Source organism: Streptomyces sp. NPDC050448 (genome assembly GCF_040655295.1).
GTDB lineage: Bacteria > Actinomycetota > Actinomycetes > Streptomycetales > Streptomycetaceae > Streptomyces.
In genome coordinates, this window is sequence record NZ_JBFAJR010000041.1 from 49428 (window position 1) to 73841 (window position 24414).

Genomic DNA, 24414 nt, shown 5'->3' on the forward strand with positions numbered 1-24414 from the left:
ACCCCGGTGCCGGACTGGAGGGTGATCAGATGCCTGGGACCCGGTCTCGTTCGCGCTATGTCCCGGACAAGGGCCTCACCACGCGCATGGTGACGACGATGTTCCTGATCGGACTGCTGTACGTCGTCTTCGTCGGCGCCCTGATGGTCCTGCTCCGGGGTTCGTGGCCCGTCATCCTGGTGATCGCGGGCGGTCTGTTCATCGCGCAGTTCTGGTTCAGCGACCGGATCGCCGCCTTCAGCATGGGTGCCCGTGAGGTCACCCCGGAAGAGGCGCCCGAGCTGCACGGCACCGTGGACCGCGTGTGCGCCCTCGCCGGCATGCCCAAGCCGCGCGTGGCGATCGCCGACAGCGACGTGCCGAACGCGTTCGCCACCGGCCGGGGCGAGCACACCGCGCTCGTCTGCGTCACCACCGGCCTGCTCCGCCGTCTGGAGCCGGAGGAGCTCGAGGGCGTCCTCGCGCACGAGCTGTCGCACGTAGCCCACCGCGATGTGGCCGTGATGACCATCGCGTCGTTCCTCGGCGTCCTCGCAGGAGTGATGACCCGCGTCGCGCTCTACAGCGGGCTCGGCCGCAACAGCCGCGACAGCACCACCGCCGTCGTGGCGCTCCTGGTGCCCCTGGTCAGCGCCGTCGTGTACGTGATCAGCTTCCTGCTGACCCGGCTGCTGTCCCGCTACCGGGAGCTGTCCGCCGACCGCGCCGCAGCACTGCTGACCGGCCACCCGTCGGCGCTCGCCTCCGCGCTGACCAAGGTGACCGGGGAGATGGCCAGGATCCCGAGCCAGGACCTGCGCAAGGCGGAGCCGTTCAACGCGTTCTGGTTCGCGCCCGCGTTCTCGTCCCGGGAGAGCCTGGGCCGGCTGCTCTCCACCCACCCGACGCTGGAGGAGCGGCTGGACCGGCTGGGCCGGATCGCGGCGCAGCTCGGCCGTCCCTGAACACGCCCCCCTTGGACGAGAGGTACTCCCCGTGGGACTGCTCGATGCGATCCTCGGCCGCAGCAAGCCGGTACGCCCCGACCTCGACCGGCTCTTCGGCCTGCCCGGCGCGGCGATCACCCTCCAGGCCGCTGCCGGTTTCACACCGACCGGTACCGGCTCGGTGTGCTTCGCGAGCGTCGAGGGCGGCGCGTTCGCCGGGCTCCAGGAGGAGGTACGAGAGCTGCTCGACGCCGACACCGGCCGCGGCGGCACACCGGTCGAGTTCAGCGAGGACGCGTACGGCTACACCTGGATCCTCGCCCGCCACCCCGCCGAGGACACGCCCGCCCTGGTCAACGACCTGCACGCGGTCAACACCCTTCTTCAGGACGCGGGCTTCGGGCCCCAGCTGCTCTGCTCCCTGATCGGCTTCCGCGAGGCCGCCGGGGAACGCACGCTGTCGCTCGTCTACCTCTACAAGCGCGGCACCTTCTATCCCTTCGCTCCGCTGCCCGCGCCGGCGACCGGGAAGCGCGACAACGCGTTGGAGCTCCAGATCAGGGCGGTGCTCGCGGACGACCTCCGGATCGAGCCGGACCTGGGCCGCTGGTTCCCCGTGTGGGGCGCGCCGGGCCTCGGCTGAGGCCTTCGGGCACGGGCGGCGGCGAGGCGTTCCTTCGTGCGTACGAGCCTCGTGATCCATTGTGACCGAGGGACCCCCCGCTCCTCGGGTTGCCCCATAGGTCACCCGCTGACGACCGACCGCTGCCACCACACCACCCCGTCACACGAGAGGTCACCGTGCCGGTCCGTACGAGGCGCTCGCCTCGGGAGTGACCTCCGCGCCTGCACGAACGGCCTGCGGCGCAATGAGTTCCGCGTTCTCGGCATCGACCATGATGCGGGGCGCCGTGCCGCCGGGCCGGCTCGGGCCGACGGATGCGACGTGGTCTCCGGGCTCCGGAGAGGTGTCCGCCGGGAAGAGCCAGACGGGGCGCCACCGATCCGCAATGCTCATGGCAAGCAGGACCGGTGTACCGAGGTGTTGTCCGGGGGCGGCTTCTGCTGCGATGGCCCGCGCTTGTACGTCGTCCACCTGCACCGGCGGCAGCGAGGGATTCGGCTCGTCGAGCGCGACGAACGACGCGACGAGACCGCTGCCGTCCACCACGACGTCGAGCCGCATCGGCATGAGTACGCCCCGGTCCGTACGCCGCCAGGAGACGAGGCGGCGGCCGGTGTCCCCGAGCGGGGATGACGTCACGGTGGCTCCGTCCGCCCATGCGAAGTGCGCCTTCACGTACGTCTGCGCACTGTGCACCTGAGCGTCGGCGGGCAGTTCGGCGTCGGCGGCAGTGCGGTGCGTCTCCAGGCTCCGTGTGCCGCGCACCGGCTTGAGTGACGGCCAGGCCACCTCGGTGAATCCGACGTCCGATGTCACCACCAGGACCCGTTCCGCTTTCGGGTCCGGATCGGCGGCCGCCTGCACGCGTGCGATGCGGGTGTCCGGTCCCCACAGCGAGCGCGCGACGCGCACGGCCCCCGCCCGCTGTTCCTCGGGGACTTCGGGTGGCGAGGTGTTGGTGGTCGTTGTCGTGCGAACTGCCGTGGTGAATACCAGGAGGACCACACCCGCCAGCGCCGCCATGGTCAGCGCGGTTACCCGAGCGGCCTTCTCGGCGCGCGGCTGCGGAGGTTCGGCGCTGAGGCCGCTGCCGCCACTGCGGCGGTGCCAGAGCGCGCCGAGGAGGACTCCGGCAACCGAGCCGACTGCGTTGGCCACGAAGTCGCCGGAATCACAACTCCGCCCGATCTCGCCGACCAGTGCCTGCACCAACTCGGTGGTCAGGCCGAGCAGGAGAACACCGGCCAGCACGAGCCGCTTCCGCCGGAAGAGCATGACGGCGAGGAACGACACCGGCACCGTCATGCACGCGTTCAGGCCCCATTGGGGATCGAGCGCCCGGCCGAGCCCGTAGTGGTCGACGGCGCAGGTACCGCCGCCACTTCCCCGGCCTACAGGGGCCAGCGTCGCCGCGAGTTGCAGTGAGAGGGCGCAGCCGAACAGGGCCGACGCCGGCTTCGGCATCCCCGTACGACCTGCCGTCAGCAGCGCGGCGGTGACGAGGACGACGGTCGTGGCCCCGAAGGTCCACCAGACGGCCGGGGCACCGATGACGAAGAGTTGGTCCATGCCAGTCCCTTTGCCGACTCTTTCGGATGGGGTGCGGAAGGCGCGGGGCGGACCGGGCAGGTAGCCCGGTCCGCCCCGCGCCGGGTCAGCAGACCGTGACCGGGGGCACTTCGTAGCGGTTCCCACCGGCGTCCATGAAGCCGACCACCGGTAGGCAGTCTCCGTAGTTCGCGGCGGGCCAGGAGAAGTAGCGCGTGGTACCGGCGGACTGGGTGAAGGCACCCTGGTCCCACCACGTCCCGCCTCGGTTGTAGTGGCCGAACCGGGCCGTGATGGTGCCGCCCCCGGTCTTCTCGTACGAGTCCTGCACCTGGGCCCAGTCACCGTTGCGGTTGGCCAGTACGGTGCAGAGGACACCGTTGGTCAGGGAGGTGCAAGCCGCCGTGCGGGCCTGGGCGGGCACGGCGAGCGCCAGTGAAACTCCAGTCAGGGCCATGACAATTCCGGCGCGGATGGTGCGGGTGGTTCGGGACACGGTTCTCCTTCCAGCGGGAACGGAACGAACGAGTGACGGGTGGCGGGTGCCGGGACGCACCGCCTGGGCGAGGGTCAGCCGTGCCACTTGGTGAGCCCGGAGTCGCTCCAGTCCTCCCAGCGGTGTTTGAAACCGGCCCTGACCTTCGCGTTGTCCGGCCAATAGACCATGTTTCCGTAGTTGGAGTCCTCGGTCTCGAAGAAGCCCCACCGCTCCCACGACTGTCCGTCGTCGAACGAGCGGTCTATCCAGCCCTGGTAGTAGCCGCAGCCACTGGCGACCGTCAGGCGGGGCCACGCGTACCAGGCGCCGTCCTTCCGGCCGGAACGGATCTCCAGGGTCGCGCAGCCGGGATCACTCACCCGGTCGTCCGTATCCTTGACTTCCCAGGAGTAATTGCCCGGATCGGTTTCGTTGCACTGGTCGCCCCAGCCACAGGACAGGCCGGCCGCCAACGTGGAGCCGACCGCCCCGTCCGGGCGTGGCGTGGCGACGCCCGGACCTCCCGGCTGCGACGGACTCGCCGTCGCGGTTCCGGCCAGCGACACCAGGAGCATCCCCAGGGAAATTCCCGTCCATACCGACTTCCTGATCATCCATCCGTCCTTTCGTTTCGGTCCCGCCCGCCCCGTGCCGGGCGGAACTCCTCCGCACAGCGCCTGGACCCGGCTGCACTCCGATGCGGAGGGTGGAGGTGGGTTGTCCGGTGCAGCCCTTGCCCCGACAGTGCCGGGCGGCGCCATGGATCCGCCCCGGATCCGCCATGGCCTGAACATGCCTGCGCCACCGGCTGTGCGACGCGCCTTCTGGCACCGTGTGGCGGTGGAGTTGAAGGTGCTCGGGCCGATCGAGGCGACGGACCAGGGCGAGGCGGTCCCCCTGCCCGGTGGAAGGGCACGGACCGTGCTTGCCGCTCTCGCCCTGCACCACGGGCACGCCGTGTCCGTGGAGCGGCTGGTGGCTGCCGCCTGGGGAGGCGATGCGCCGGCGACGGCCCGGGCCCAGATCCAGGCGATGGTCTCGGCGCTGCGCCGAGCCCTCGGCGGCACCCTGCGGCCGCAGGCGATACGAACCCGGCAGCCCGGCTACGCGCTGTCCGCCGACGCGGTGCGTACCGACCTGGACACGTTCGTACGGTGCGTCGCCGAGGGCCGCCGGGAGGCCGTCGAAGGACATCCGGCCGAAGCGGCACGCCTGCTGCGGACGGCGCTGGGCCAATGGCGGGGCCCCGCGTTCGACGGAACGCCGTCCGAGTACCTGGAGGCCGAGGCCGCACGCCTTGAGGAGACCAGGCTGGGGGTGCTCGAGGAGTGCATCGGCCTCGAACTCTCCGTGGGGGCGCGCCCGGATCTCATCGCGGAGATCCGGGCTCTGGCCGCCTCCCAGCCCCTGCGGGAGACCGTGCACCGGCTGTTCATGACGGCGTTGCACCATGCGGGCCGTCATGCCGAGGCGTTGACCGCGTACCAGGATGCCCGGCGCATCCTGGTGGACGAGCTCGGAGTGGAGCCCGGCCCGGCCCTGCGGACCCTGTACCAGGAGATCCTGGCCGAAGGGTCCACCGCTCTCTGGCCGGGACCGTCCGCGGCCGGTGTACGACCGGGTCCACCTGGTCGGAATCCGGCGGCGCGGGCGCCGCTGTTCGGCCGGGATCGGGATGTGGAGGAGCTCACGGCTCTCGTTGCCGCCCGGCGGCTCGTGACCCTGGTCGGTCCGCCCGGCATCGGCAAGACGAGCGTGTCGCTGGTGGTCGCCCAACGGGCGGGTGCCGACATGCCGGACGGCACATGGGTCGTCGAACTGGAGGGCGTGAGCAGGCCCGATCTCGTCCCGGCGGCCGTGGCGGCCGCTCTCGGCGTGCCCGCCGGCCCGGGCAAGACCCTCACTGAGGCGCTGACCGCCGGCCTGGGCCCGCGAACCGCTCTGCTCGTCCTGGACAACTGCGAGCACGTTCTCGACGCGTGCGCCGATCTGGCCGACACCCTGCTGGCCCGGTGCGACGGTCTGCATCTCCTGGCGACCAGCCGGGAGCCCTTGGCCGTGGCCGGCGAGACCGTCCGCACCGTGGGGCCCCTGGACCTGCCGTCGGGGGACTCCGCCGAGGCGTTGCTCGGCTCGGCGTCGGGCCGCATGCTGATGGACCGCGCCGCGGCCCAGCTGCCCGCCTTCACGATGACCGACGAGACGGCACCGCTGGCGGCCGCCGTATGCCGGGCCACCGAGGGGGTGCCGCTCGCCCTGGAACTGGTCGCCGCACAACTGCGCGCGCTGCCCCTCGCCGAGGTCGCGGACCGGATCGACCGACAGCTGGACGTACTGGCGCGGCGGCGCGCCAGGCCCGCGCGCCACAGTTCGCTGAGAGCGGCGATCGACTGGAGTCACCACCTGCTGACCGGACGCGAACAACGGGTCCTCGCCGAGCTGTCCGTGTTCACCGGGGGATTCACGCTGTCTGCCGCAGAGGCCGTCGTGGCCGGCGCGGCGGACACGGCGGACACGGCGGACACGGCGGACACGGCGGACCTGCCCTCTGACGAACCGTCCGGTGATCGCCCCGGCAGACCCGCCGACCGCGGCCCGGGCCCGTCGGCCGACTGGGTGCGGGAGACCGTGCGCGACCTCGTCGACCGCTCGCTCATCGTGGCAGACCCTGACGCCCGACCCGTCCGGTACCGGCTCTTGGGCGCGGTAAGGGAGTTCGCGGCAGAACAGATGGCGCTCACCGGCGCTGCCGACGCCGCTCGGCAGCGGCACGCCGTGTACTACAGGTCGCTCGCCGGGCGGATCCGGACGAGCATTCCCGAGGGCGACACCGTCTCCATGATGAGGGAGGTGCGCCAGGAGATGGCCAACATCCGGGCCGCCCTCGACTGGTCACTCGGTTCCGGAGACCCTCGGCCGGGAGTCGATCTGGTCGGTGCCATGTCGTGGCTCTGGGCCGGCCTGCCCCGCGAGGGACTGGACTGGGTACGCCGTGCCCTCGCCCGGCTGGATCCGCAACCGCCTGCCGCGCGCCGCCGCGTGCTGTACGCCATGGGACTGATCTCCTTCAGCGTCGATCTCGATGACGCAGCGGGCAGCTTCCAGGAGGCGGCCCGTCTCGCAGGGGAATGCGGAGACGTCAAGCTGCAGTTGGAGGCCTCTGCCCAGCTGTCGGTCGTCCGGTGCCTCCAAGGCCGCGCGGCCGAGGCCGCAGGGATCGCCGAAGCCGTACTGACGCCGGTCCTCGCGTACGGAACCGAGGCGGCAGTGGCCGAGGCGCGGGTCGCCGTCGCCATCGCACGGTGCGGGCTCGGCGAGCTGGACGGGGCCGCGGAACAACTGGCACAGGCTGAAGAAGTCTTCGTGCGCTCCGGCCTGCGCGAGGGGCTGGCCACCACGCGCTGGGCGCAGGCCGAGGTCGCCTACTACGCGGGTGACGCGGAACGCGCCGCCGCACTGTCCGCCGCCGCGCTGCGTGACACGGCCCTCGGCGACGACTTGTTCGCGACGGTTTGCCGACAGGCGCAGCACGCCCGCAACCTGCACGCGGCCGGCGAGCGGCAGTCCGCCGCCGAGGGCCTGGCCGCCGTCTTGCGCGACTGCGCCGACGAGGGTCTGTGGATGCCGGTTGTGGACGCCCTGGCGACCGCCGCACGCCAGGAGGCCGATGCCGCACGCCCGCAGCGGGCGGCCACCCTCCTGGCCGCTGGAGAAACACTCCGCGCCTTGACGGGGCGCAGACCCGCCGCAGTGGAACAGCCGCTGCTGGACGCCCTCGAACGGCGAGTCCATGCCGAACTGGACGAAGCCGCCCTCGCCGATGCGCAGAAGCGGGGTGCTGCCATGACCACGGAACAGGCCATCCGCTACGCACTCGAGGTCGAGCCGGATACGACTGCCTGAGCCGCGGGGGCGTCAGGACCGGACTGGCAACCGGGAGTTTGCCGAGGAAGCACGTCGAACGGATCCTCGGCGAGAACCAGGAGGAGCGAGAACTCGGGCTCGGGGCGCCGATCAGGAATCAGCGTGGCCCAGGCGTCGCTCGCCAGGGTCGTCTTCTCGGATCCGTGGAGGTGGGGCGCCACATGGGGACGACGGCTCCGTGGTGGGCTTCCTCTGCTTCCTCCTGGACGAGGCGGAACTCGGAAGCCTCGTCCAGGAACGACTCCGTAGCCCGGCAGGCGGGTCGATCAGATCGGGCATCCCATCATCCTGCCGCCCCTTCGGCCCTGGCCCCAGCTTTTCGGCAGACCGCCAGGTCCGCACAGAAGGCCTACCGCAGCCGCACGCCTTCACCCGCGCGGCTTCGCTCCCCTACGACACCGTGTGCGGCACCCAGACGGCGGCGTGGAAAGGGCCGTTGGCAGTGAACGGGCCAGCGGACGGAAGCGCTGCGCTGCCTGCGACGACGCCGTGGCCGTTGACCTGCGTCGCGGAGGAATTGAGGCCGCCGAGGGAGGCCAGGTAGGTGAAGTCGCCGTCGTCGATGCGGGCGACGAAGGCGAAGGAGTTGGGGGCGAAGTTGTCACCGACCATGAGGTTCCCGGAGATCTGTTTGACCTCGGTGACCCCACGCCCGGAGCCGATCACGGCACTCGTGTGCGTCATCAGGTCGAACGAGCTGGCGAGCAGGCCGTCGCCGCCGACCACAGTGCCCCCGCTGATCAGCTGCGCGGTCAGGAAGTGGGCCCCCAGGTCCGTGCGGATGCCGGTGCGGAGGTCGTAGGCATATCCGGTGAGGCCGTTGCCGGCCGTTCGGGACTGACCGACCACGGTTGAACCGCTGATGTCGTTGGCTGTGCTGGAGCTTCCGCCGAGGGTGCCGAGATCGGTCATCTTCCGGGTGCGAAGGTTGTACGCGAACGCGTGGGTGACCACGTCGCCGGACAGCGACGACGTCCCCACCACGGTGTCACCGTTGAGGCCGGTGATATTGGTGCTGCTGCCGCCGAGAGTGCCGATGTCGACGAGCCGGCGGGTCCGGACGTTGTAGGCGAATCCATGAGTCGGGCCGTCGGCGGAGAGGTCTGACTCCCCGACGACGTAATCCCCCGCCACGCCGGTCGCCTGGCTGGAGTGCCCCAGCGTGCCGAGATCGGTCATGGTGTGCCTGCGCAGGTCGTATGCGAAGGCGTGTTCGGCGGCGTCGCCTCTCGTCAGCGAGCTCCCGACGACCGTGTTGCCGTCGATGGCGGTCGCCTTGCTGCGGGTACCGCCCAGGGTGCCGAGGTCCTGCACGGTGTACCGCACGGACCCCGCCGCCGACTCGGCCGACGACGTGTCAGCCCCATACGCCGGACCGGCGCCCACGGCGAGCAGGCCCGCGGCGACCAGAATCCAGGCACGTAAACGTATGCGCATGATGCCCCCCTGAAATGAACGATCGAGACGAGCACGGTTCGGCAGACCGCTGCGCCCTCCCCAAGCGCGGGCCGACCGGATGTTGCACAGCCTTCACTTCTACGTCAGTTCCGATCGGCCAAACAGTGGGCGGTCGGCCACAAACAAGACGTTCGTCACGGCCGCCGGGACACGGGACACGGGACGCGAGCCTCGCGCTTTCACGGGCCGGGCTGGGCTCTCCAGGTCGTGACCAAGAAGCGCGGATTGCCACTGACCAGGGACGAAGGGACTTGTCCAGGGGCCATGTCGCCGTCAGGGAAGCTGCACTCCTGAACGGAGAGTCCCGGTCGCCGGCGACGGGCGACGGCGACCAGGGCCTTGTGGCGGCCCGGCCCTTGACCAGACGCCGGTGGCGGGCTCCGCGGGCGGCAGCGGCAGGGCCGACCCGGCCTGTAAGGCACGAGCGCTCAGCCGAGCCTGCCGGGAGTTGAGCCTTGCGTACGTCGCAAGCCGCGGCGGCTGTGGACAGCGGCGCGAACGCGCTCATTTGAAACCCAAATGATATTTATTGCATGTTTTTGCAACCTGGGGGTCGAGAAACGCATCCAAAGTGGAGGACCCACCCGTTCTGCCCGCCCAGGGCAGCCGCACTGTTCGGAGCGAAGTTCGTGCACGAGTACCCGCACTCGCAGCAGCCCAGGCGATCCCGCAAGAAGGTGTGGATCGGCTCCGCGGTGGCCGTGGCCCTGCTCGCAGGCGCAGGCGCCGGGTTGATCCACTGGACGACGGACTGGTTCGACGGGAACGGCGAGTCCGTCAGCTACGGGAAGCCCTCTGCCGTAGCGGACAAGGACAAGGAGACCGGGGGCGGGAAGCAGGCCTCCGCGCCGAGCGCGGACCCGGACGTGTCCCTCCCCACCGGTCCGTTCGCCGACTTCAAGCAGACGGTCAAGCTGGACGACGGCACCCGCATATCCAAGGCCCGGGTGAAGGGCGCCAAGTCCGGCTTCGAGGGCAGCGTCTGGGTGTGGACGCCCAAGGAGTACGACCGCCCCGAGTACGCGAAGAGCGCCTTCCCGGTCGTGATCGCGCTGCCCGGAGGCAACGGGAACGCCGACAACTACTGGGCGACCATGCCGCAGCTGGGCCTCCAGAAGGCCGTCGCCGAGGGCACCGCCGCCGGCAAGAGCCTCCCGTTCATCCTGGTCATGCCGATCCTCAACCCGGACAGCAAGTACTACTACGACGGCTCCGACATCCCCGGCCAGGCCAAGATGGGCACCTGGATCGGCGAGGACGTACCCGACCTCGCCCAGGCCAACTTCCGTACCTACAAGTCCCGCGACGGCTGGGCCTTCATGGGGAACTCCTCCGGCGCCTTCGTCGGCCTCAAGCAGCTCCTGCAGAAGCCGGACCGCTTCCGGGCCGTCATCGCCAACGGCGGCGAGATCGTCCCGGACTCCCCGCTCTGGAAAGGTCACCAGGCGGAAATGGACGCCAACAACCCCGAGAATCTCGCCCCGAAGCTGATCAACGACAAGGGCCCCGAGGTGAACGTCCTCTTCCAGTACGGCACCAAGGAGGGCGGCCGCGACCGGATGGAGAAGTTCCAGCAGCAGTTCGGCAAGGGCCCGATCAAGGTCACGATCCACGAGATCCAGGGCGGCGACCACAACGGCTGGGACTACGTCCGAGGCATGAAGGAAGGCCCCCTGGAACAGCTCAGCAAGCTGATGAAGGGCCCGAAGCCGCAGTAGGGGCAGGTGCGGAAGGCCTCAGCGCACCGTGGTCACGTACCTGCGGGCCGAGCTCGGTCGGGCCGAGCGGGGGCACTGAGCGCCGCGGAGGAGCCGGAGGCCCTGGCAGCGGCGCGCCGCGCGCTGCCCCGGCCGCCTGCGTGGCTGATCGAGCGCGGCACCGGAGCGGGCCGGCTGCCGGTCCACGTCCACGCCGGCGGCTGCTGGGACGCACGAAAGGCCCGCGCGCCTGGTGGCCCAGCGCACTGTCCCGGTCTCGCATTTGGGACCGGCATGCGCGCTGCACCTGCACAGCAGACGCGCTGACCAGAGCGGGCCCGGCATGCCGGTCGTGATCGCGGCGAGGGATCCGGCCGGGCGAGGGGCGACCCACGCCGCACCGGAATCCTTCGCCTCGACGGCAGGACTTGTGTGAACTCACCGCCCGGTGACCGCTGTCATCGCGTCCTGGGCGAGGTGAAGCCGGCCGGTCCGGGAGAAGCTCGCGTCAAGAGCGGCGGGCCGCCGGTCCCGGCACGGTCGTCTACGGTCGGGGAGACCCGGCCAGCGCGACAGCCCGGCCGCGCAGCAGCTTCTTGTCCGGCTTGCCCGCGTCGGTCAGGGGCAGCGCGTCGACGAAGTCGATGCTCGCGGGCTCGTACATGGCGCCCTTCCCGTCCCGCACCATGGCGCGCAGCTCCTCCTCGCCGACGTCACCGCCCGGCGTGCGGACGACGACCGCGTGGACCCGCTCCATGAGGTTGGCGTCGGGGACTCCGAACACCGCGCTCTGCAGGACCTGCGGATGGGAGTTCAGCACGTCTTCCAGTTCCACCGTGTACACGTGGCCCCCGACCACCACGATCATGTCCTTCAGCCGGTCCACGATCGTGACGTAGCCGTCCGAGTCGACGAACCCGATGTCACCGGTGTGGAGCCAGCCGTCCCGCAGTACCTCCGCGGTGAGCTCGGGCTGCTTCCAGTAGCCCTTCATCACGTGCGGAGAACGTACGCATATCTCGCCATGCTCGCCTGCGGGCAGGTGCCGTCCGTCGGCATCACGGACGGCGACCTCGACGCCTTCCATGATCTTCCCGGCGGTTCGCAGCAGCTCCGGGCGCCGCGGGTCGTGGTCCTGGGGGGAGAGCGTGCTGATCCCGCCCGCTTCGTTCTGGCCGTAGAACTGGTTCAGCACGGGGCCGAAGCGACGGACCGCCGACGCGAGGCGGGTCGGGGAGGAGGCGCAGCCCCCGTAGGTGAGCATGCGCAGGCTGGAGGTGTCGGTGCGGTCGACGTCGGGGTGGTCCATCAACTGGTAGAGGAGCGGCGGCAGCAGGAACATGTGGGAGATGCGCTCGCGCTCGATGGCGGCGAGCACGGCACCGGCTTCGAACTCGTCCAGCAGGACGACGGTGCCGCCGCGGCGCAGCGTGGCGTCCGCCATGAGGCCCGCCGCATGCGCGAGGGTGGTGCACACCAAGGCTCTGACCTGCCCCTCCTCGGACCAGTCCGGTCCGATCGACACGCACTGCTCGAAGGTCGTGCAGATGGCCTTGGGATGACCGGTGGTCCCACCGGTGTGACGGATGGTGCAGATGTCCTGCGGACGCGCCGAACCCGTTAAGACCTCCGTGGACTCCTCGGCTGCGAGCTTCACCAGGTCCAGGCCCGCGCCGGCGCCTTGGCCGAGGACCAGCACCCGTTCCAGCGGCACCCGCTGGGCCAGGTCGGCGGCGCGTGCGCCGTAGGCGGGGTCGACTATCAGCGCCCGGGTTTCGACGTCCCGGAGGATGTCGGCGTGCACGTCGGCCGAAAGGCCGGCGTAGAGGTGGTTCACGGCGCAGCCGAGCAGCCCGGCGGCGTAGCGGGCCGCGATCGTCTCGGGAAGGTTGCCGGAGAGGAGGGTGACCGTCTGGCCACGCCTCACCCCCTGTGACCGCAGCGCCCGGGCCATGCCGTAGACGAGGCCGCGCAGTTCACCCGCGGTCACGCGCCGGCCCCCGTGTACCAGGGCCTCACGGCCCGGTTCCTTTTCCAGGGCGTCAAGAATCTCTTCCACGTGGCTGTGGAACTGTTCGGAGGTGTCGTCCATACCGATCCCCATTGGTTGACTTGAGCAACTAGCGGGAGGGTAGCCGTCGATGATCCACACGCCCAAGCCGGACGCCGACATCCAGCCAACAACCGCGCCCCCGTCCGCACCCTCCTCCACGTCCGCGCATCGAGTCCGACTCCAGCCTCAACCTTCCAGGAGAGCAGCGGCATGCCGCCCGCATCCCGGTCTCCGTCACATGGACGCTTCGACGATGCCCGTGACACGCGTGATGATCGCGGGCCTGGGGGCGGCGGGATCCGGGAGGAAGGAGTATGTGACCACCGGGGTGCGTGTAGTGGAAGACGAGCACCGTCGCCGTCTCAGCCACCACCCTGACCGGCGTACTCCCCGCCCAGCAGCCGCTCGAGGCAGGACGGCAGCTGCAATGGGCGTTCGAGCAGGACGCAGGTGTCGACCGACGCGACCGAGTCCTGGGGCACGGAGACCGTGCGGGCCTTGCCGTACTTCGCGCACGCCTGCACCGTGAATTCGGCAGGGCTTTCCAGCGGCATCACCATCGGACTCGTTCATCCAGCCGGCGGCCCACCGGGCGCGGCCGCCTCAGCCGTGGGCGAGCCGCACCCCCAGCCCGTCCAGGACCCGCTGGAGGCCGTAGTCGAAGTTCTCCTCGCGCATTCTCCGCGGGTCCCGGCCCTCCTGGGCCGCGTGCCCCTCGGCCAGCAACGGGTGTCCGTCGAGGGCCTGTTCGGCCGCCGGGCGCAGGCTCTCCAGCCACTGACTCTCGTCGTGGCCGCTGCGGGCCAGGAGGGAGAGGTACGCGGCCTCGCTGGTCGTCGCGCCGACCACGTACGAGATAACCGCCTTCATCGCCAGTTCGGCCTCGCCCGCCGGGAAGCCGGCCAGCTGGAAGAGCGCCAGCAGCCGCTCTGACATGTCCATCAGGTTCGGCCCGAGGTAGGCGAGCCCGACCTGCCCGAGCACCGAGGAAACCCACGGGTGGCGCAGGGCCATCGCGCGCAGGCTGTGCGCGCTGTCCGCCACGGCGGCCCGCCAGCCGGCCGGGTCCTCGGCCCGAGGGACCGTCAGCTCGCCGTAGACCTCGTCCACGACCAGCTCGATCAGCTCGTCCTTGTTGGCCACGTGCCGGTACAGGGAGGTGGCCGCTGCGCCCATCCCGGTACCGAGCTTGCGCATGCTCAGCGCCTCGATGCCCTCCTCGTCGAGCAGCCGCACCGCCGCGGCGACGATCTGCTCCCGGCTCAGCGCCGGCTGTTCCTTCCGGCGGCGCGGGCGGGTCCAGACCGAGGGAACGGGCGGGACCGCGGGCGGCGCGGCGGGGCTCTGCTGCTGCTCGTCTGCTGACATGCCCCCACCCTAACGTCTTGCGCACGACGTACGCATGTTGCGTACACCAATCCACAATGCGTACAGTGTTCGCATCGAGAGAACGCAGTACGCATCAGTCCGCAAGGGAGCGCACAGCCATGAACTTCGACCTCGCCCACTGGCAGCACCGGCTCGACACCCTCCGCGCCGCCCACCACGTCCCGGGCGCCACGCTCGCCGTCCTCACCGGCGACGGAATCCACGAGCTGGCCAGCGGACTCCTGCACCGCGGCACCGGGGTCGAAGCCACCACCGACTCCGTCTTCCAGCTCGGCTCGGTCGCCAAGGTCTACACCGCGACCCTCGTGATGCAGCTCGCCGACGCGGGCCTGCTCGACCTCGACGCCCCGGTCACCGAGGTGCTGCCCGGCTTCGGCACCGCCGATCCGGAGGCCACCAAGGTCATCACCCCGCGCATGCTCCTCAGCCACACCGGCGGCCTGACCTGCGACTTCACCCTGGACACCGGGCGCGGCGACGACTGCCTCGCCCGCTACGTCGACGCGGCGAAGGACGTCGCACTCGACTGCCCGCCCGGCTCGGCACCGTCATACAGCAGCGTCGGGTACAACGTGCTCGGCCGGATCGTCGAGGTACTCACCGGCGGAACCTGGGACCAGGCCCTCAAGGACCGGCTGCTCACCCCGCTCGGCCTCACCCACACCATGACCCTGCCCGAGGAGGCGCTGAGCTTCCGGGCCGCCATGGGGCACCTCGGCGAGGGCGGCGGCTACCCCGACCCCGCGCCCGCCTGGGACCTGATGCCCCGCTCGGCCGGCCCGTACGGCCGGGTCATCGCGAGCGCGGCCGACGTGGTCCGGCTCGCCCGGATGCACCTCGCGGGCGGCAGCGCCGCCGACGGGACCCGCGTGCTCGGCGCCGGCACGGTCACCGCGATGCAGCGCCGGGTGGTCGACGTACCCGACAAGTGGACGGTCAGCGCCGACGGCTGGGGCCTGGGCTGGACCCTGTACGACTGGGACGGCATCCCCGGCTTCGGCCACGACGGGGCCTCCATAGGCCAGTACGCCTACCTGCGGGTGATCCCCGGGGCCGGGGTGGCCGTGGCCCTGCTCACCAACGGCGGCGGCGCGCGCGGGCTCTACGCCGACCTGCTGCGCGAGCTGCTCGCCGAGCTGGCCGGGGTGCGCATGCCCGAGGCCTTCGCCCCGCCCGCCGAGCCGCCGGTGGTGGACATGACCCCCCTGCTCGGCACGTACCGGCGCGAAGGCGTGCTCATCACGGTCACGGAGGCCCACCTGCGGTACGAGTTCGTCGACGGCATGAAGGACTTCTCCCCGCCGCTGGAGGTGGACCTCGTCCCGCTCTCCTCGACGGTCTTCGCCGGGACCGGCGCCGGGGCCTCGTTCAGCGAGGCCTGGATGCCGGTGGTCTTCGCCACCCTCGCGGACGGCACCGGTTGCGTCTACATCGGCATGCGGGCCGCCCCCAAGGTGGCGTGATCGGCACACAGGGCCGTCCGGCCGCGGTGCGTCCTGGCCGGGCTCGTCCGCCTGAGGGACAACAGGCCGTTATGACCTGGAAGAATGGGCCGTCCGTAGGATGTCGGTACGTTCGAACAGGGGGAGTTAAGGCATATGGGTGGCTGGATATGGGCGCTGATCCCCGCCGTGATGATCGGCGGGGGCTGGGTCACCGACAACGCCCGGAGGGCGCTGCAGAACCGGCACCAGCGCAAGCTGGAGCTGTACCAGGCCGACGAACGCCGGCAGTTGGCGCTGGACGCGGCGAACCGGCCGCCGGAGCCCGTCTGCGGCTGCACCCACCACCTGGCCAAGCATGACAAGCAGGGCATGTGCCATGAGGTGGTCGAGGCGCCGACGGCCTGGGACGCCGAGCGCAAGCCCCAGCAGTACGAGGCGCGGCAGTGCAACTGCCAGCAGTACGTGGGGCCCGAGCCGCTGGGGACCGTCTTCGCGCCGGAGATCGTCGACCTCCGCTGAGACCCGAAGCCGAGGCTGAGGACGGGCCGAGGCTGAGGACGGGCCGAGGCTGGGGACGGGGCCGGTGTCGCGGCCCGGCCGGTCCGCTCGATGAATGAGTCCGATGTTCTCAGTGGTCGTAGGCGACCAGGGATCGTTTGATCAGAAGCGCGCCGAACTCGGCTTCGGACACGATGCACACCCGCTGCCGGGCCGCCGGGTCCGCGATGTCGCCTCCGGCACTGAGGGCGAGCCGATGGCCGTCGTCCGCGAGGAGGTCACCACCCACTCCGGCCCGCGCTGGACCCGGCGCGCGTCCAACCGCCCCGAGGCCGGCGGCCGCGAGCTGCCGACCGCCGTGGGCAACATCGCGCCCCTTGAGGCCACCTGATCCGTGCGCGGCGCTGCGGCGACGTCGGCAGCTTCCGGGTCCGCTGCATGGAGACCAGCCCGCGAGCGGGCGCCGCCATCAGCAGGCCCGGCCGTGCCGGCATGCTCGGCGCGCGCCCGTCGCAGGGCAGCGGCTTCGGTCGCCTCAGCCTGACGGCGATACCGTACGCGGGCCTCCTCGAGCGAAGTCGGTGCATCGTCCGACACCGTCTCCGGGTCGGAGAACACCCCGCGGCATCCGCCGCCCACCTGCGGAAACAGGTATGCAGTGTGTCTCCACGACCCGTACCTTTCGGGCACGTCCCGCCAGGCGACCCGGGTGCGGAACTTCCACAGCTGATCCGCCCACCGGAACCGCCGCCCCGACGGGGGTGTCTCGCGGCGCCGAATCAGCCGGTCGGCACGCCCGCCTGTCGACCCGCCTGTCCCCCGCCGAGGATCCCCCGGTCGAGCGACACGTCCCGCAGGAACCGGTCGCGGTCCGCCGAGCTGCGGATCAGGTCCGCGTTACGCGCCACCACCTCCCGGGTTTCTTGGACCAACTCCTCCGCCTCGGCCGCGCCGTCCGTCGCCTGCGGGACGGCCGCCGCGTGGCGGAGCACTTCCCCGGTGCGTAGCGCTGGCACGTCGCCGGCCTTCTCCAGGATCGCGATCGCCTCCCGGCCGAGCCGGGAGGCCGCTGAGGTGTCGCCTTGCGTCAGGTGGATGCGGCTGCGCGGGGAGAGGCTCTGCGCGAGGCGCGCTCTTCCGCTCCGGCCAGCCAGAAGAAGACCGGGGGCAGACTGAGTTCGATCACGGCCAGCACGATCTGAAACCAGTGCGGCCAGCCGTGCACGGCGAGCGAGAGCAGCCGGCCCACGCCGCCCAGCAGGAAAACGCCGGCCAGCCACCGCACCGCCCGAGCCGGGATCGGCCGCTGCCGCGCGGCCCACAGCCACGCCAGCCCATAGCCGACGAAGCTGGCCCCCATGAACCGGCCCCAGCTGTCGACCGTCGTGCCGGCAGAACCGGCCCCGGGGATAGCCGCGTTGCCGAGGACCACGTGGTACAGGCCGATCACCACGCTGGACCAGCCCATCAGCTGTGTGAGTGTGCGCAGAGCCCTTGCCATGGTCCCTCCGAGCTGTCTCGGTGGAGCTTAGTTGACATGTGTCTACTAGAGTGGATGCGCTAGTAGACACATGTCAAGTAGCCTTCGTCCGTGCCTCCCCGCCAACGACTCAGCCCCGCCGATCGCCGCGCCCAGCTCCTTACCGTCGGAGCGCGGCTCTTCGCCGCACGCCCCTACGACGACGTCCTGATGGAGGAGGTCGCCGAAGAGGCCGGCGTCTCCCGAGCCCTGCTCTACCGTCACTTCTCCAGCAAGCACGCCCTCTTCGCGGCCGTGTACCAGCACGCTGCGGACCGGCTGCTCGCCGAGACCCGGCTCGACCCCGCCGACTCCCTGGTGGAGCAGCTCATCCAGGGCATGGAGGTCCATCTCGACTACTTCGTGACGAACCGCCACGCCGTCCTCGCCGCGAATCGGGTTCTCGCGGGCGATCCCGTGATCCAGACGATCATGACCAACGAGCTGGACGCACTCCGTACGCGACTGCTGGCCGTGCTCCCCCTCGCGGACGAGCGTGCCCGTGAGGCCGTGTCCGGCGTCCTGAAGAGCTGGCTGGTCTTCGTCCAGGTCCTCTGCGTCGACTGGCTCACCCACGAGACCTGCACCCGCACCCAGTTGCGCGACGTCTGTATCGGTGCGGTTCTCGGCGCTCTCCGGCCGCTGCTCGCCGAGGACCCTGCGCCCGACTGGAAAACCGACGCTGCCGGTGGGGAATAACGTGGCGTTCCAGTTCCACACCAACCAAGCGGACGCGCCTCCTGCCCCCTGTCCGGGCCAGACACACCGCCTGCCGTTGCGGCTGCCCGCGGCCCCGTCGCCGGGGCGCGGCATCATGCGTAGTAGCTGAGGATCACCAGCAGCGCCGTACATTCCGCGAGGAGCTGGGCGCCGAGCGCCGCCTGTCGCAACCGGAGGACGGGAGCGGCCAGGGCGACGACCAACGCCAGGGCGCCGAAGCCGACACTCCAGACGAACAGCCACCCAGGAAGCCCCCTGGTGCACTGCACCCCGTACGTCACGCAACCCGACACCCGCACAGAGGACAGGAGCAGCGTGACGGCGGCCAGGGCCGCCGGTACGAACAAGGCGGCGGACAGGCCCGAGTAGAACCGGGAGCGGTCCTTTCCTCCGTCCGTCCGCACCGGGGACGCCGTAAGGGGAGAACTTGCGTTCATGCCCCTATCCAATGCGCTCTGCGGGCACGGCGCAGCCGTCCTGATACTCACCTCGCGGGTGTGCGCCGTACTCAGACCGCGGACGTGGACTGCCTCGCGGCTGGGCCCGGTGTAGGCGGTGAAGCCGGCGGAGCGCGGCTGCTCCCTCTGGGGAGCCACTGTCCGTACCAGCTGCTACCTGGTCTCCTGTCAGATACGCCGCGAAAACGCCCGGATCGCGAGGAGACGCGATTCATGCCCTTCACTGCGCTGCACGCCGGCCTCGGCCGCCTGAACGCCACCCTCCACGACCTCGGGCACAACCCGGACTGGTCGCAGCTCCGCAAGGCCCGTCCTCGTCCGCCGCTCACCTGCCCCGAGTGCGAATGGCGCCTCCCCGCCAAGCTCTCCAAGTGCGGGGTGCGCTACTTGTGTCACGCTCCAGGGCGGCCGCCAGTCGAACTCGTCGTGGGAGCACCACATGACCACATGCTGAAGCTGGAGATGGTCACCGCGATTCGGGAAGCTGGGTGATTCGCCGAGCTGGAGGCGTCGGCGGAGGACGTTTCCTGGCGGGCCGACGTCATGGCCATCTCCACGGACGGCGTCCAGCGCATGGTCTGGGAAGCTCAGCTGTCCCTGTCACCGTGGACGACATCCGCGCCCGTACCGAGCGCTATGGGGCCGAGGAGATCCGGGTGTGCTGGGTGTCCCGCGCAAGAAGCCGCCTCAGCGGATCAGCGCCGTGCCCGCGGTCCAGGTGTGCGCGCCGTAAGACAGAGGTCAGGGCTGGGTGGTCGACCACGACGTGGCGGGCTTCGACTACTCCGAGGGCGGCTGGAATTTCCGCGAAGAGCGGCTGGGTCAGTTCGCTCGGTGGGTGCTTCATGGGCAGCTGCTGTCCGCCGAGAGCTACCCGCGCCACCGAAGGGTGTATCGCGTCATTGACGACAAGCGGGTCCCGTTCCGCAGGAGCCTGTGGTGGACGTCGCGGCAGTCGGTCGACGCCCAGACGAAGCACGAGCTGATGCGCCAGCGGCAGGAGGCGGCGAAGGCGGAGCGCGACGCCCGTGAGAAGGCCGAGGAAGAGGCAAGGGAGCGGGAGGCGTTGGAGACGGCGAACGCTTGGTGGTGCCGGCTGTCGAAGGCGCAGTCCGAGGAGCTGTTCGACGCGGTCGTCGACCGGGCCTGGCGTGAAGAGAAGCTGTGGGTGGAGGTCCCCGAGACTCCGCGGATGTCACGGGAGTACGCCTGCGGAGTACCGCTCTCCACCCGGGGAAAGCGCGGCAGCCGCACCCTGAACTACCCAGTCGGTCTTGAGTACGGACGCTCATGATCCGCTGCCCGGCCACTCCTACGATGACGTGCATGAACACGGACCTGACCCCTGACACCGCGACTGCGGGAAGCCCCCGGCGCTTCAACGGCTGCGCGATCGCGCTGCTCGTCCTCACCGTACTGGCCCTCCTGGGAGCCGTGGCACTGTCCGAGATCGGGAAGGGTCTGGACAACCCCGGAGACCTCGACAACGACGGCACCTCCGGCAGCGTGGCGGCCCCGCTCGGCCCCGGTACGACCGCCCGGTACAACGACGACCTGGAGGTCACGGTCAGCCGGCCCCGCCGCGAAGCAGGGGGCACCTACCTCTTGACCATCACCTACGTCAACGACACCGACGAGGTACTGCACCCGGGTGGCCAGTCAGCGAAGAGCAGCGTCAGCACGTTCACCGGCGCCCCCGTCGTCGTGCGGCCGGGCAAGTCCCTCGACGACCACGCGTCCGACTACACACTGACCTGGCTCAACGAGGACGAGGCAGCGTCTGTCCTCGTGCCGCCCCTCGGCAAGGGCAAGAAGCGGACCGTCCTAGTGCAGGTCAGGCCCAGCAGGCAAGGGATCCCGGTCACGGTCGAGGTCAAACCCCCGTCCGCCGGCTACCGCGAGACCGCGTACTGGCAATTCGACCTGACCTGAGCGTCCCCCCACCACACAACGGCGGCGTGCTCGTCGGGCGCCATGCACTGTTCTTCCGGACCCCGAGATGACCCGGATCCCGAGCATGGCGTGGTGGACGCCGTCGCCCTTGAGACGGCACCCGCGCAGGATCTTCCAGGCCTGCATGCGCGCGAAAGCGTGTTCGACGCGGGCGCGGACTATGCGGTGGGAGGCGTTGTGTTCCTTTTTCCAGGCCAGGAGTTCGGCCTGGCCGCGTTCGCGGCGGTGCGGGATGACCAGCGCCGTCCGCGATCACGGTCGCCTTGCAGACCATGCCCCGGTGCAGTGACGCTGCCGTTCCTGCACGATCCAAGTACCACCGGCGAGGCGGGGTGCGATCGGCGCTGGCCAGCCAGTCCTCAACAGCCTCCCGCACGAACTGATGTACTCGCTCGTCTTGCAGATCTGATTCCAGTCTGGTCAGCAACACGATGCCCAGGACGACCCCGAAGGAGGCCGCAGTGACGGCGGAGTAGAGATTTGTGAGCACGGGGAGGTCCTTGGGCAACCCGAAGACGTCAAGTGCCACCCCACCTGCGAGCAGCACACCACGCAGCCTCAGCGAGAACCGGCAGAAGGTCCTGGCATTACCTCTTGCCTTGTCCCACGACTCGCGCAGGTAGATGCACACCAAGTGCACAGCGGCTCTGACGTATCGGAGTCTTCCCGTGGTCAAGTCAACGAGTTGCTGCCACGGGGAGATGTGTCCCTTCCGAACAGCCGTCCCGTAGTTGGCACCGTACCCAGAGGCGGCCGTACCCCCTCGCCGCTGGGCAGCGGAACCCGTACGAGCACGGGGAGGGCTTCGGAGGGCTGGTCGGGCGGTACAGGACGCAGCCTCAACGAGTGGCTATGAAATCACGCCTCAATCGTCAAAAGGTTCAAACCTGGCAAGCGCAGTCCAGTCGAGAGGGCGCACGATCGTGGCCAGGTAGGCAAAGGGATCCTGCGTCGCCGCCTGGAACCACATGACCGAGAGCACCGTCTGCCCAAACCCTGCAATGTCCTCGGGCGTCCACCATGACGTCAACCGAGCATGGACCCTCTCTCGCGGCAGCCACTCTTCGACTCGCGCCTTCGCATCGGCTCGGAGCTTGTCGAGATCATGCACATACAAATGCGGCGTCGCCGCCATCTGCTTGTCGATGCCCATCAGGCGAAAGCGACGATGTAGATGCGGCGTCCCCTCGAGCACACCTTCACGGTCATCACTTACCGTGAGCGAGCGAAGCTCGGCATGTATTGACCCCACCTGATAGCTGCGCAACGCCTCATTCCCCATCTGGATCATGAGCCAGATGGTATGCGTGTCCGACATGCGGACCAAAGCGACTTTCGCAACAGGCCCTGGAGCCTCAGCGACCGCGCGCGCATGCTCAGTGGTCAAGTCACCCCGGGAATCAAGGGCCACCAGGCGCGCCATGGCGTCTTCACGCCCCGCACATCACGGACGTCCTGGCGACCGCCCCGGGGGGGGGAGGGGCCAGCCACTCACCGGCGGCGGGCTCGTGCGGGCTCTCAGCCGGCCGCCGCAGCCGGGTACGGCTGCGGCTGCGGCGGCTGAGTGCCTGCCGAGGCGCGCCACGGCACCGCCCAAGCAACCCGTCGTCGGAGGCGGTGAAGCCATTGGCGATGCTGACCGTACCGTCGCCCCCTCCACGGAGTGCACGTGTTGTTGACCGGCGAGGCCGACAGCCGCACCGCGGCCGTCGGGCGTTACCCGCGGCTTCGCCCTCGCCGGTTCCTACAGGGTCTCGTACCAGGCCGAGCTGATGTAGCAGCCGGATGCGTAAACATCACTGACGTTCGCGGACCAGGGACCGTAAATCGTCGTGCGGTACGGGTACCTGTCTGAGTCGCAGTACGCCGCCACCCGCATCGGACCGTTGCCCATGCAGATGGCCCTCGCGCTGAGGCGGTTGGGGTTGATGCCGGTGGCGCAGTTCCAGCTCGACGCCTGGGCCGTGCCCGACGCGGCCACGAGGGCCGTCGCGGCGAGGACGGTGGTGCCGAGGGCGGCGCCGACACGCTTCAAGATCGCCATGAGTTCCTCCCGTTCCGGCGCCGGGTGACCCGGCGCCGACTCGTAATGATCACGAGGACCTTAGACGGCTCTTTTCGCAGGACGGGCGGGTTCCGCACAACCCGTGCGAGAAGGATGGATTCCGGTTGGCGGGGCATCCTGCGTGACGCCTTCTGATCCATCGTTCCCGCGACTCGCCGATGGCTCTCGCCCAGGTGGAGCGTGTCCGCGCCGAGCCGGCCGCGCCCCACGAAGGAGGTCGACGCCGCGCTCCCCCGCCGGTGAGGCCGACCTCGCGGGGACGTCCCGCCGACGACCGCGATCCAGTACCGGCTGTCGGGTTCGAGCAGGTAGCCGGCCCGCCGCTGGTCCCACGTCCCGCTGGCGTCGCCGTCGGCGGCGACCTCTTCAGGACTTGTGTCTGAGTCGCTCATGCGAGTTAGGGAGGGAGGGTCGGGTAGCGGTGGCCACGGGGTTCGACAAACGCGCCTGCATCTTCCACGGCGCCATCATCGTCGCCTCGATCCGACGCTGCCTCCGCTCGTGATCCGCGACTGGCTAGTCGTCCGAGCCGGTAGCCGACGGTGGTACCTCGACGACGAAGAACAGGAAGGTGGTTTTGGTCGAAAGGTCATGGAAGCCGTCGGGGAACAGCTCACGAACGGCCGGGTCGGGCTGCGGCTCGCTGATGAGAGAAAGGCGGAAACCGGCGGTGAAGAAGGCATCTGTCATCGCGTGCAGCGGCTTGCGCCAGAACCTCATCGGCGCGGACTGCCCGTTGAACGTCCAGTCGAAGGTATAGCTGGTGGTCGCAAAGTAGTCGGGCCGAGGATCCTGAAACGTGTAGGCCACGAAAGGGTGGTCCACCGACGCGATCAGCCGCCCGCCGGGCCTGAGCACTCGCCGCAACTCGGCCAGCGTCGGCCCCCAGTCCTCCAGGTAGTGCAGTACGAGCGACGCGACCACGTCGTCGAACGCACCGTCGGCGAACGGCAGGCGGTCGCTCAGGTCGACCACGTGCAGCGCCACGTCGTCACCCAGCCGTCGCCTGGCCAACGCCAGCATCCCGACGCTGGCGTCGACGCCGGTGACGACCGCACCGCGGTCGCGTAGTGCCGCGGACAGAGGGCCCGAGCCGCAACCGGCATCCAGGATCCGACGGCCGGCCACGTCTCCGGCGAGGGCCAACATCGCGGGCCGCTCGTAGTAAGCGTTCACGAGGTTGTTCTCGTTCTCCGCTGCGTACGCCTCGGCGAAACTGTCGTAGTCATTCACCTGGTCCCGATCCGCAGACTGGGCGAGGTTCTCGGATACGTCGGTTACGCGTTCCATCGTCGCAGTCTAGTAGTCGCATGATCCGCCGGACAGGCCCACGGATGTTCCCGCGGCTACTTGGGGTCTTGGCTGTCCCAGGGGCAGACGAACTGGTGGGGACTGAGTTGCCACTCCGTTAGCACGGTGACCCGTGCCGACTCGTTGGTCGCATCAGCGGAGGCGATGAGCACTGCCCCCATGTCGTGGTCGAAGCCGTCGATGCGCCGGCCGTCGTACTCCCCGTACTCCCCGTACTCAAGCCGGTAGGTGCGGCCCGTGTTGCTCTGCGAAGAGCAATGCTCAGGACCTGTGGATCGGTTCCGGGAAGGCACGCGGAGGGCGTACCTTCCCGCATGATCCCTTGAAGGTCTCCGAGTAGGCCCGCG

General features: G+C 70.0%; 25 protein-coding genes and 2 pseudogenes. 11 read left to right on the top strand and 16 right to left on the bottom strand.

The window, feature by feature from the left end; translation table 11 throughout:
• Window positions 1–29 precede the first annotated feature (29 nt).
• The gene (htpX, locus tag AB0I68_RS33125; protein WP_363181080.1) at window positions 30–944 is read left to right on the top strand and encodes a zinc metalloprotease HtpX; all 915 of its coding nucleotides are present in this window, start codon (window positions 30–32) and stop codon (window positions 942–944) included.
• Window positions 945–975: 31 nt separating this feature from the next.
• Entirely contained in the window at window positions 976–1569 is a 594-nt protein-coding gene (locus AB0I68_RS33130; protein WP_363181081.1) for a hypothetical protein, read from the top strand.
• A gap of 153 nt (window positions 1570–1722) precedes the next feature.
• On the opposite strand, the gene AB0I68_RS33135 is transcribed toward AB0I68_RS33130, so the two are convergent.
• The 3 genes from AB0I68_RS33135 to AB0I68_RS33145 all read right to left on the bottom strand — a co-directional run bounded on the left by AB0I68_RS33135 (window position 1723) and on the right by AB0I68_RS33145 (window position 4191).
• Entirely contained in the window at window positions 1723–3120 is a 1398-nt protein-coding gene (locus AB0I68_RS33135; RefSeq protein ID WP_363181082.1) for a VanZ family protein, read from the bottom strand.
• 85 nt (window positions 3121–3205) lie between these two features.
• Window positions 3206–3595 carry a hypothetical protein gene (locus tag AB0I68_RS33140; RefSeq protein WP_363181083.1) on the bottom strand — a complete coding sequence of 130 codons (390 nt, stop codon included), beginning with the start codon at window positions 3593–3595 and terminating at the stop codon, window positions 3206–3208.
• Window positions 3596–3669: 74 nt separating this feature from the next.
• Window positions 3670–4191: a hypothetical protein gene (locus AB0I68_RS33145; RefSeq protein WP_363181084.1), complete on the bottom strand. Its 522-nt coding sequence runs from the start codon at window positions 4189–4191 to the stop codon at window positions 3670–3672.
• Window positions 4192–4417: 226 nt separating this feature from the next.
• Here AB0I68_RS33145 and AB0I68_RS33150 point away from each other — a divergent pair, with 226 nt between their 5' ends.
• On the top strand, window positions 4418–7480 hold the full coding sequence (locus AB0I68_RS33150; protein ID WP_363181085.1) for a BTAD domain-containing putative transcriptional regulator: 3063 nt from the start codon (window positions 4418–4420) through the stop codon (window positions 7478–7480).
• Between the two features lie 411 nt (window positions 7481–7891).
• On the opposite strand, the gene AB0I68_RS33155 is transcribed toward AB0I68_RS33150, so the two are convergent.
• Window positions 7892–8938: a hypothetical protein gene (locus AB0I68_RS33155; protein WP_363181086.1), complete on the bottom strand. Its 1047-nt coding sequence runs from the start codon at window positions 8936–8938 to the stop codon at window positions 7892–7894.
• A gap of 650 nt (window positions 8939–9588) precedes the next feature.
• On the opposite strand from AB0I68_RS33155, the gene AB0I68_RS33160 reads away from it, so the two are divergent.
• Complete coding sequence (locus AB0I68_RS33160) at window positions 9589–10677, top strand: alpha/beta hydrolase-fold protein (RefSeq protein WP_363181087.1); 1089 nt, start codon at window positions 9589–9591, stop codon at window positions 10675–10677.
• Between the two features lie 523 nt (window positions 10678–11200).
• Here AB0I68_RS33160 and AB0I68_RS33165 read toward each other — a convergent pair.
• From AB0I68_RS33165 to AB0I68_RS33175, 3 genes are all read right to left on the bottom strand, one after another.
• Entirely contained in the window at window positions 11201–12748 is a 1548-nt protein-coding gene (locus AB0I68_RS33165) for an AMP-binding protein (RefSeq protein ID WP_363181088.1), read from the bottom strand.
• A gap of 323 nt (window positions 12749–13071) precedes the next feature.
• Window positions 13072–13269, bottom strand: a complete 198-nt coding sequence (locus AB0I68_RS33170) for a hypothetical protein (RefSeq protein WP_363181089.1) — start codon at window positions 13267–13269, stop codon at window positions 13072–13074.
• A gap of 43 nt (window positions 13270–13312) precedes the next feature.
• Window positions 13313–14077, bottom strand: coding sequence for a TetR/AcrR family transcriptional regulator (locus AB0I68_RS33175; RefSeq protein ID WP_363181090.1), 765 nt, complete (start codon window positions 14075–14077; stop codon window positions 13313–13315).
• 119 nt (window positions 14078–14196) lie between these two features.
• Here AB0I68_RS33175 and AB0I68_RS33180 point away from each other — a divergent pair, with 119 nt between their 5' ends.
• The 3 genes from AB0I68_RS33180 to AB0I68_RS33190 all read left to right on the top strand — a co-directional run bounded on the left by AB0I68_RS33180 (window position 14197) and on the right by AB0I68_RS33190 (window position 16432).
• Window positions 14197–15561, top strand: coding sequence for a serine hydrolase domain-containing protein (locus tag AB0I68_RS33180; RefSeq protein WP_363181091.1), 1365 nt, complete (start codon window positions 14197–14199; stop codon window positions 15559–15561).
• A gap of 135 nt (window positions 15562–15696) precedes the next feature.
• Window positions 15697–16062 (top strand): hypothetical protein, encoded by a 366-nt coding sequence (locus AB0I68_RS33185; protein WP_363181092.1) that lies wholly within the window; start codon window positions 15697–15699, stop codon window positions 16060–16062.
• Window positions 16063–16156: 94 nt separating this feature from the next.
• Entirely contained in the window at window positions 16157–16432 is a 276-nt protein-coding gene (locus AB0I68_RS33190; protein WP_363181093.1) for a hypothetical protein, read from the top strand.
• Window positions 16433–16667: 235 nt separating this feature from the next.
• On the opposite strand, the pseudogene AB0I68_RS33195 reads toward AB0I68_RS33190, so the two are convergent.
• The 3 genes and pseudogenes from AB0I68_RS33195 to AB0I68_RS33205 form a co-directional block, all read right to left on the bottom strand.
• Window positions 16668–16767, bottom strand: a pseudogene (locus AB0I68_RS33195) (transposase); the annotation flags it as partial.
• Window positions 16768–16820: 53 nt separating this feature from the next.
• Window positions 16821–17057, bottom strand: coding sequence for a hypothetical protein (locus AB0I68_RS33200; RefSeq protein WP_363181094.1), 237 nt, complete (start codon window positions 17055–17057; stop codon window positions 16821–16823).
• A 71-nt stretch (window positions 17058–17128) separates the two neighbouring features.
• Window positions 17129–17542, bottom strand: coding sequence for a DUF4345 domain-containing protein (locus tag AB0I68_RS33205; protein WP_363181095.1), 414 nt, complete (start codon window positions 17540–17542; stop codon window positions 17129–17131).
• A 90-nt stretch (window positions 17543–17632) separates the two neighbouring features.
• Here AB0I68_RS33205 and AB0I68_RS33210 point away from each other — a divergent pair, with 90 nt between their 5' ends.
• Window positions 17633–18259, top strand: coding sequence for a helix-turn-helix domain-containing protein (locus tag AB0I68_RS33210; protein ID WP_363181096.1), 627 nt, complete (start codon window positions 17633–17635; stop codon window positions 18257–18259).
• Between the two features lie 113 nt (window positions 18260–18372).
• On the opposite strand, the gene AB0I68_RS33215 is transcribed toward AB0I68_RS33210, so the two are convergent.
• On the bottom strand, window positions 18373–18717 hold the full coding sequence (locus AB0I68_RS33215; protein WP_363181097.1) for a hypothetical protein: 345 nt from the start codon (window positions 18715–18717) through the stop codon (window positions 18373–18375).
• Window positions 18718–18951: 234 nt separating this feature from the next.
• Here AB0I68_RS33215 and AB0I68_RS33220 point away from each other — a divergent pair, with 234 nt between their 5' ends.
• The 3 genes from AB0I68_RS33220 (at window position 18952) to AB0I68_RS33230 (ending at window position 20670) form a co-directional block, all read left to right on the top strand.
• Window positions 18952–19230 carry a hypothetical protein gene (locus tag AB0I68_RS33220; protein ID WP_363181098.1) on the top strand — a complete coding sequence of 93 codons (279 nt, stop codon included), beginning with the start codon at window positions 18952–18954 and terminating at the stop codon, window positions 19228–19230.
• Between the two features lie 259 nt (window positions 19231–19489).
• Window positions 19490–20032, top strand: coding sequence for a hypothetical protein (locus tag AB0I68_RS33225; protein ID WP_363181099.1), 543 nt, complete (start codon window positions 19490–19492; stop codon window positions 20030–20032).
• Window positions 20033–20064: 32 nt separating this feature from the next.
• Window positions 20065–20670: a hypothetical protein gene (locus AB0I68_RS33230; RefSeq protein WP_363181100.1), complete on the top strand. Its 606-nt coding sequence runs from the start codon at window positions 20065–20067 to the stop codon at window positions 20668–20670.
• A 75-nt stretch (window positions 20671–20745) separates the two neighbouring features.
• Here AB0I68_RS33230 and AB0I68_RS33235 read toward each other — a convergent pair.
• The 5 genes and pseudogenes from AB0I68_RS33235 to AB0I68_RS33255 all read right to left on the bottom strand — a co-directional run.
• A pseudogene (locus AB0I68_RS33235) lies at window positions 20746–20931 on the bottom strand (IS5/IS1182 family transposase); the annotation flags it as partial.
• 625 nt (window positions 20932–21556) lie between these two features.
• On the bottom strand, window positions 21557–21982 hold the full coding sequence (locus AB0I68_RS33240; RefSeq protein ID WP_363181101.1) for a hypothetical protein: 426 nt from the start codon (window positions 21980–21982) through the stop codon (window positions 21557–21559).
• A 453-nt stretch (window positions 21983–22435) separates the two neighbouring features.
• Window positions 22436–22735: a hypothetical protein gene (locus AB0I68_RS33245; RefSeq protein WP_363181102.1), complete on the bottom strand. Its 300-nt coding sequence runs from the start codon at window positions 22733–22735 to the stop codon at window positions 22436–22438.
• 537 nt (window positions 22736–23272) lie between these two features.
• Entirely contained in the window at window positions 23273–24046 is a 774-nt protein-coding gene (locus tag AB0I68_RS33250; protein ID WP_363181103.1) for a class I SAM-dependent methyltransferase, read from the bottom strand.
• Window positions 24047–24102: 56 nt separating this feature from the next.
• The coding region (locus AB0I68_RS33255) for a hypothetical protein (RefSeq protein ID WP_363181104.1) at window positions 24103–24414 on the bottom strand (312 nt) is incomplete at its 5' end.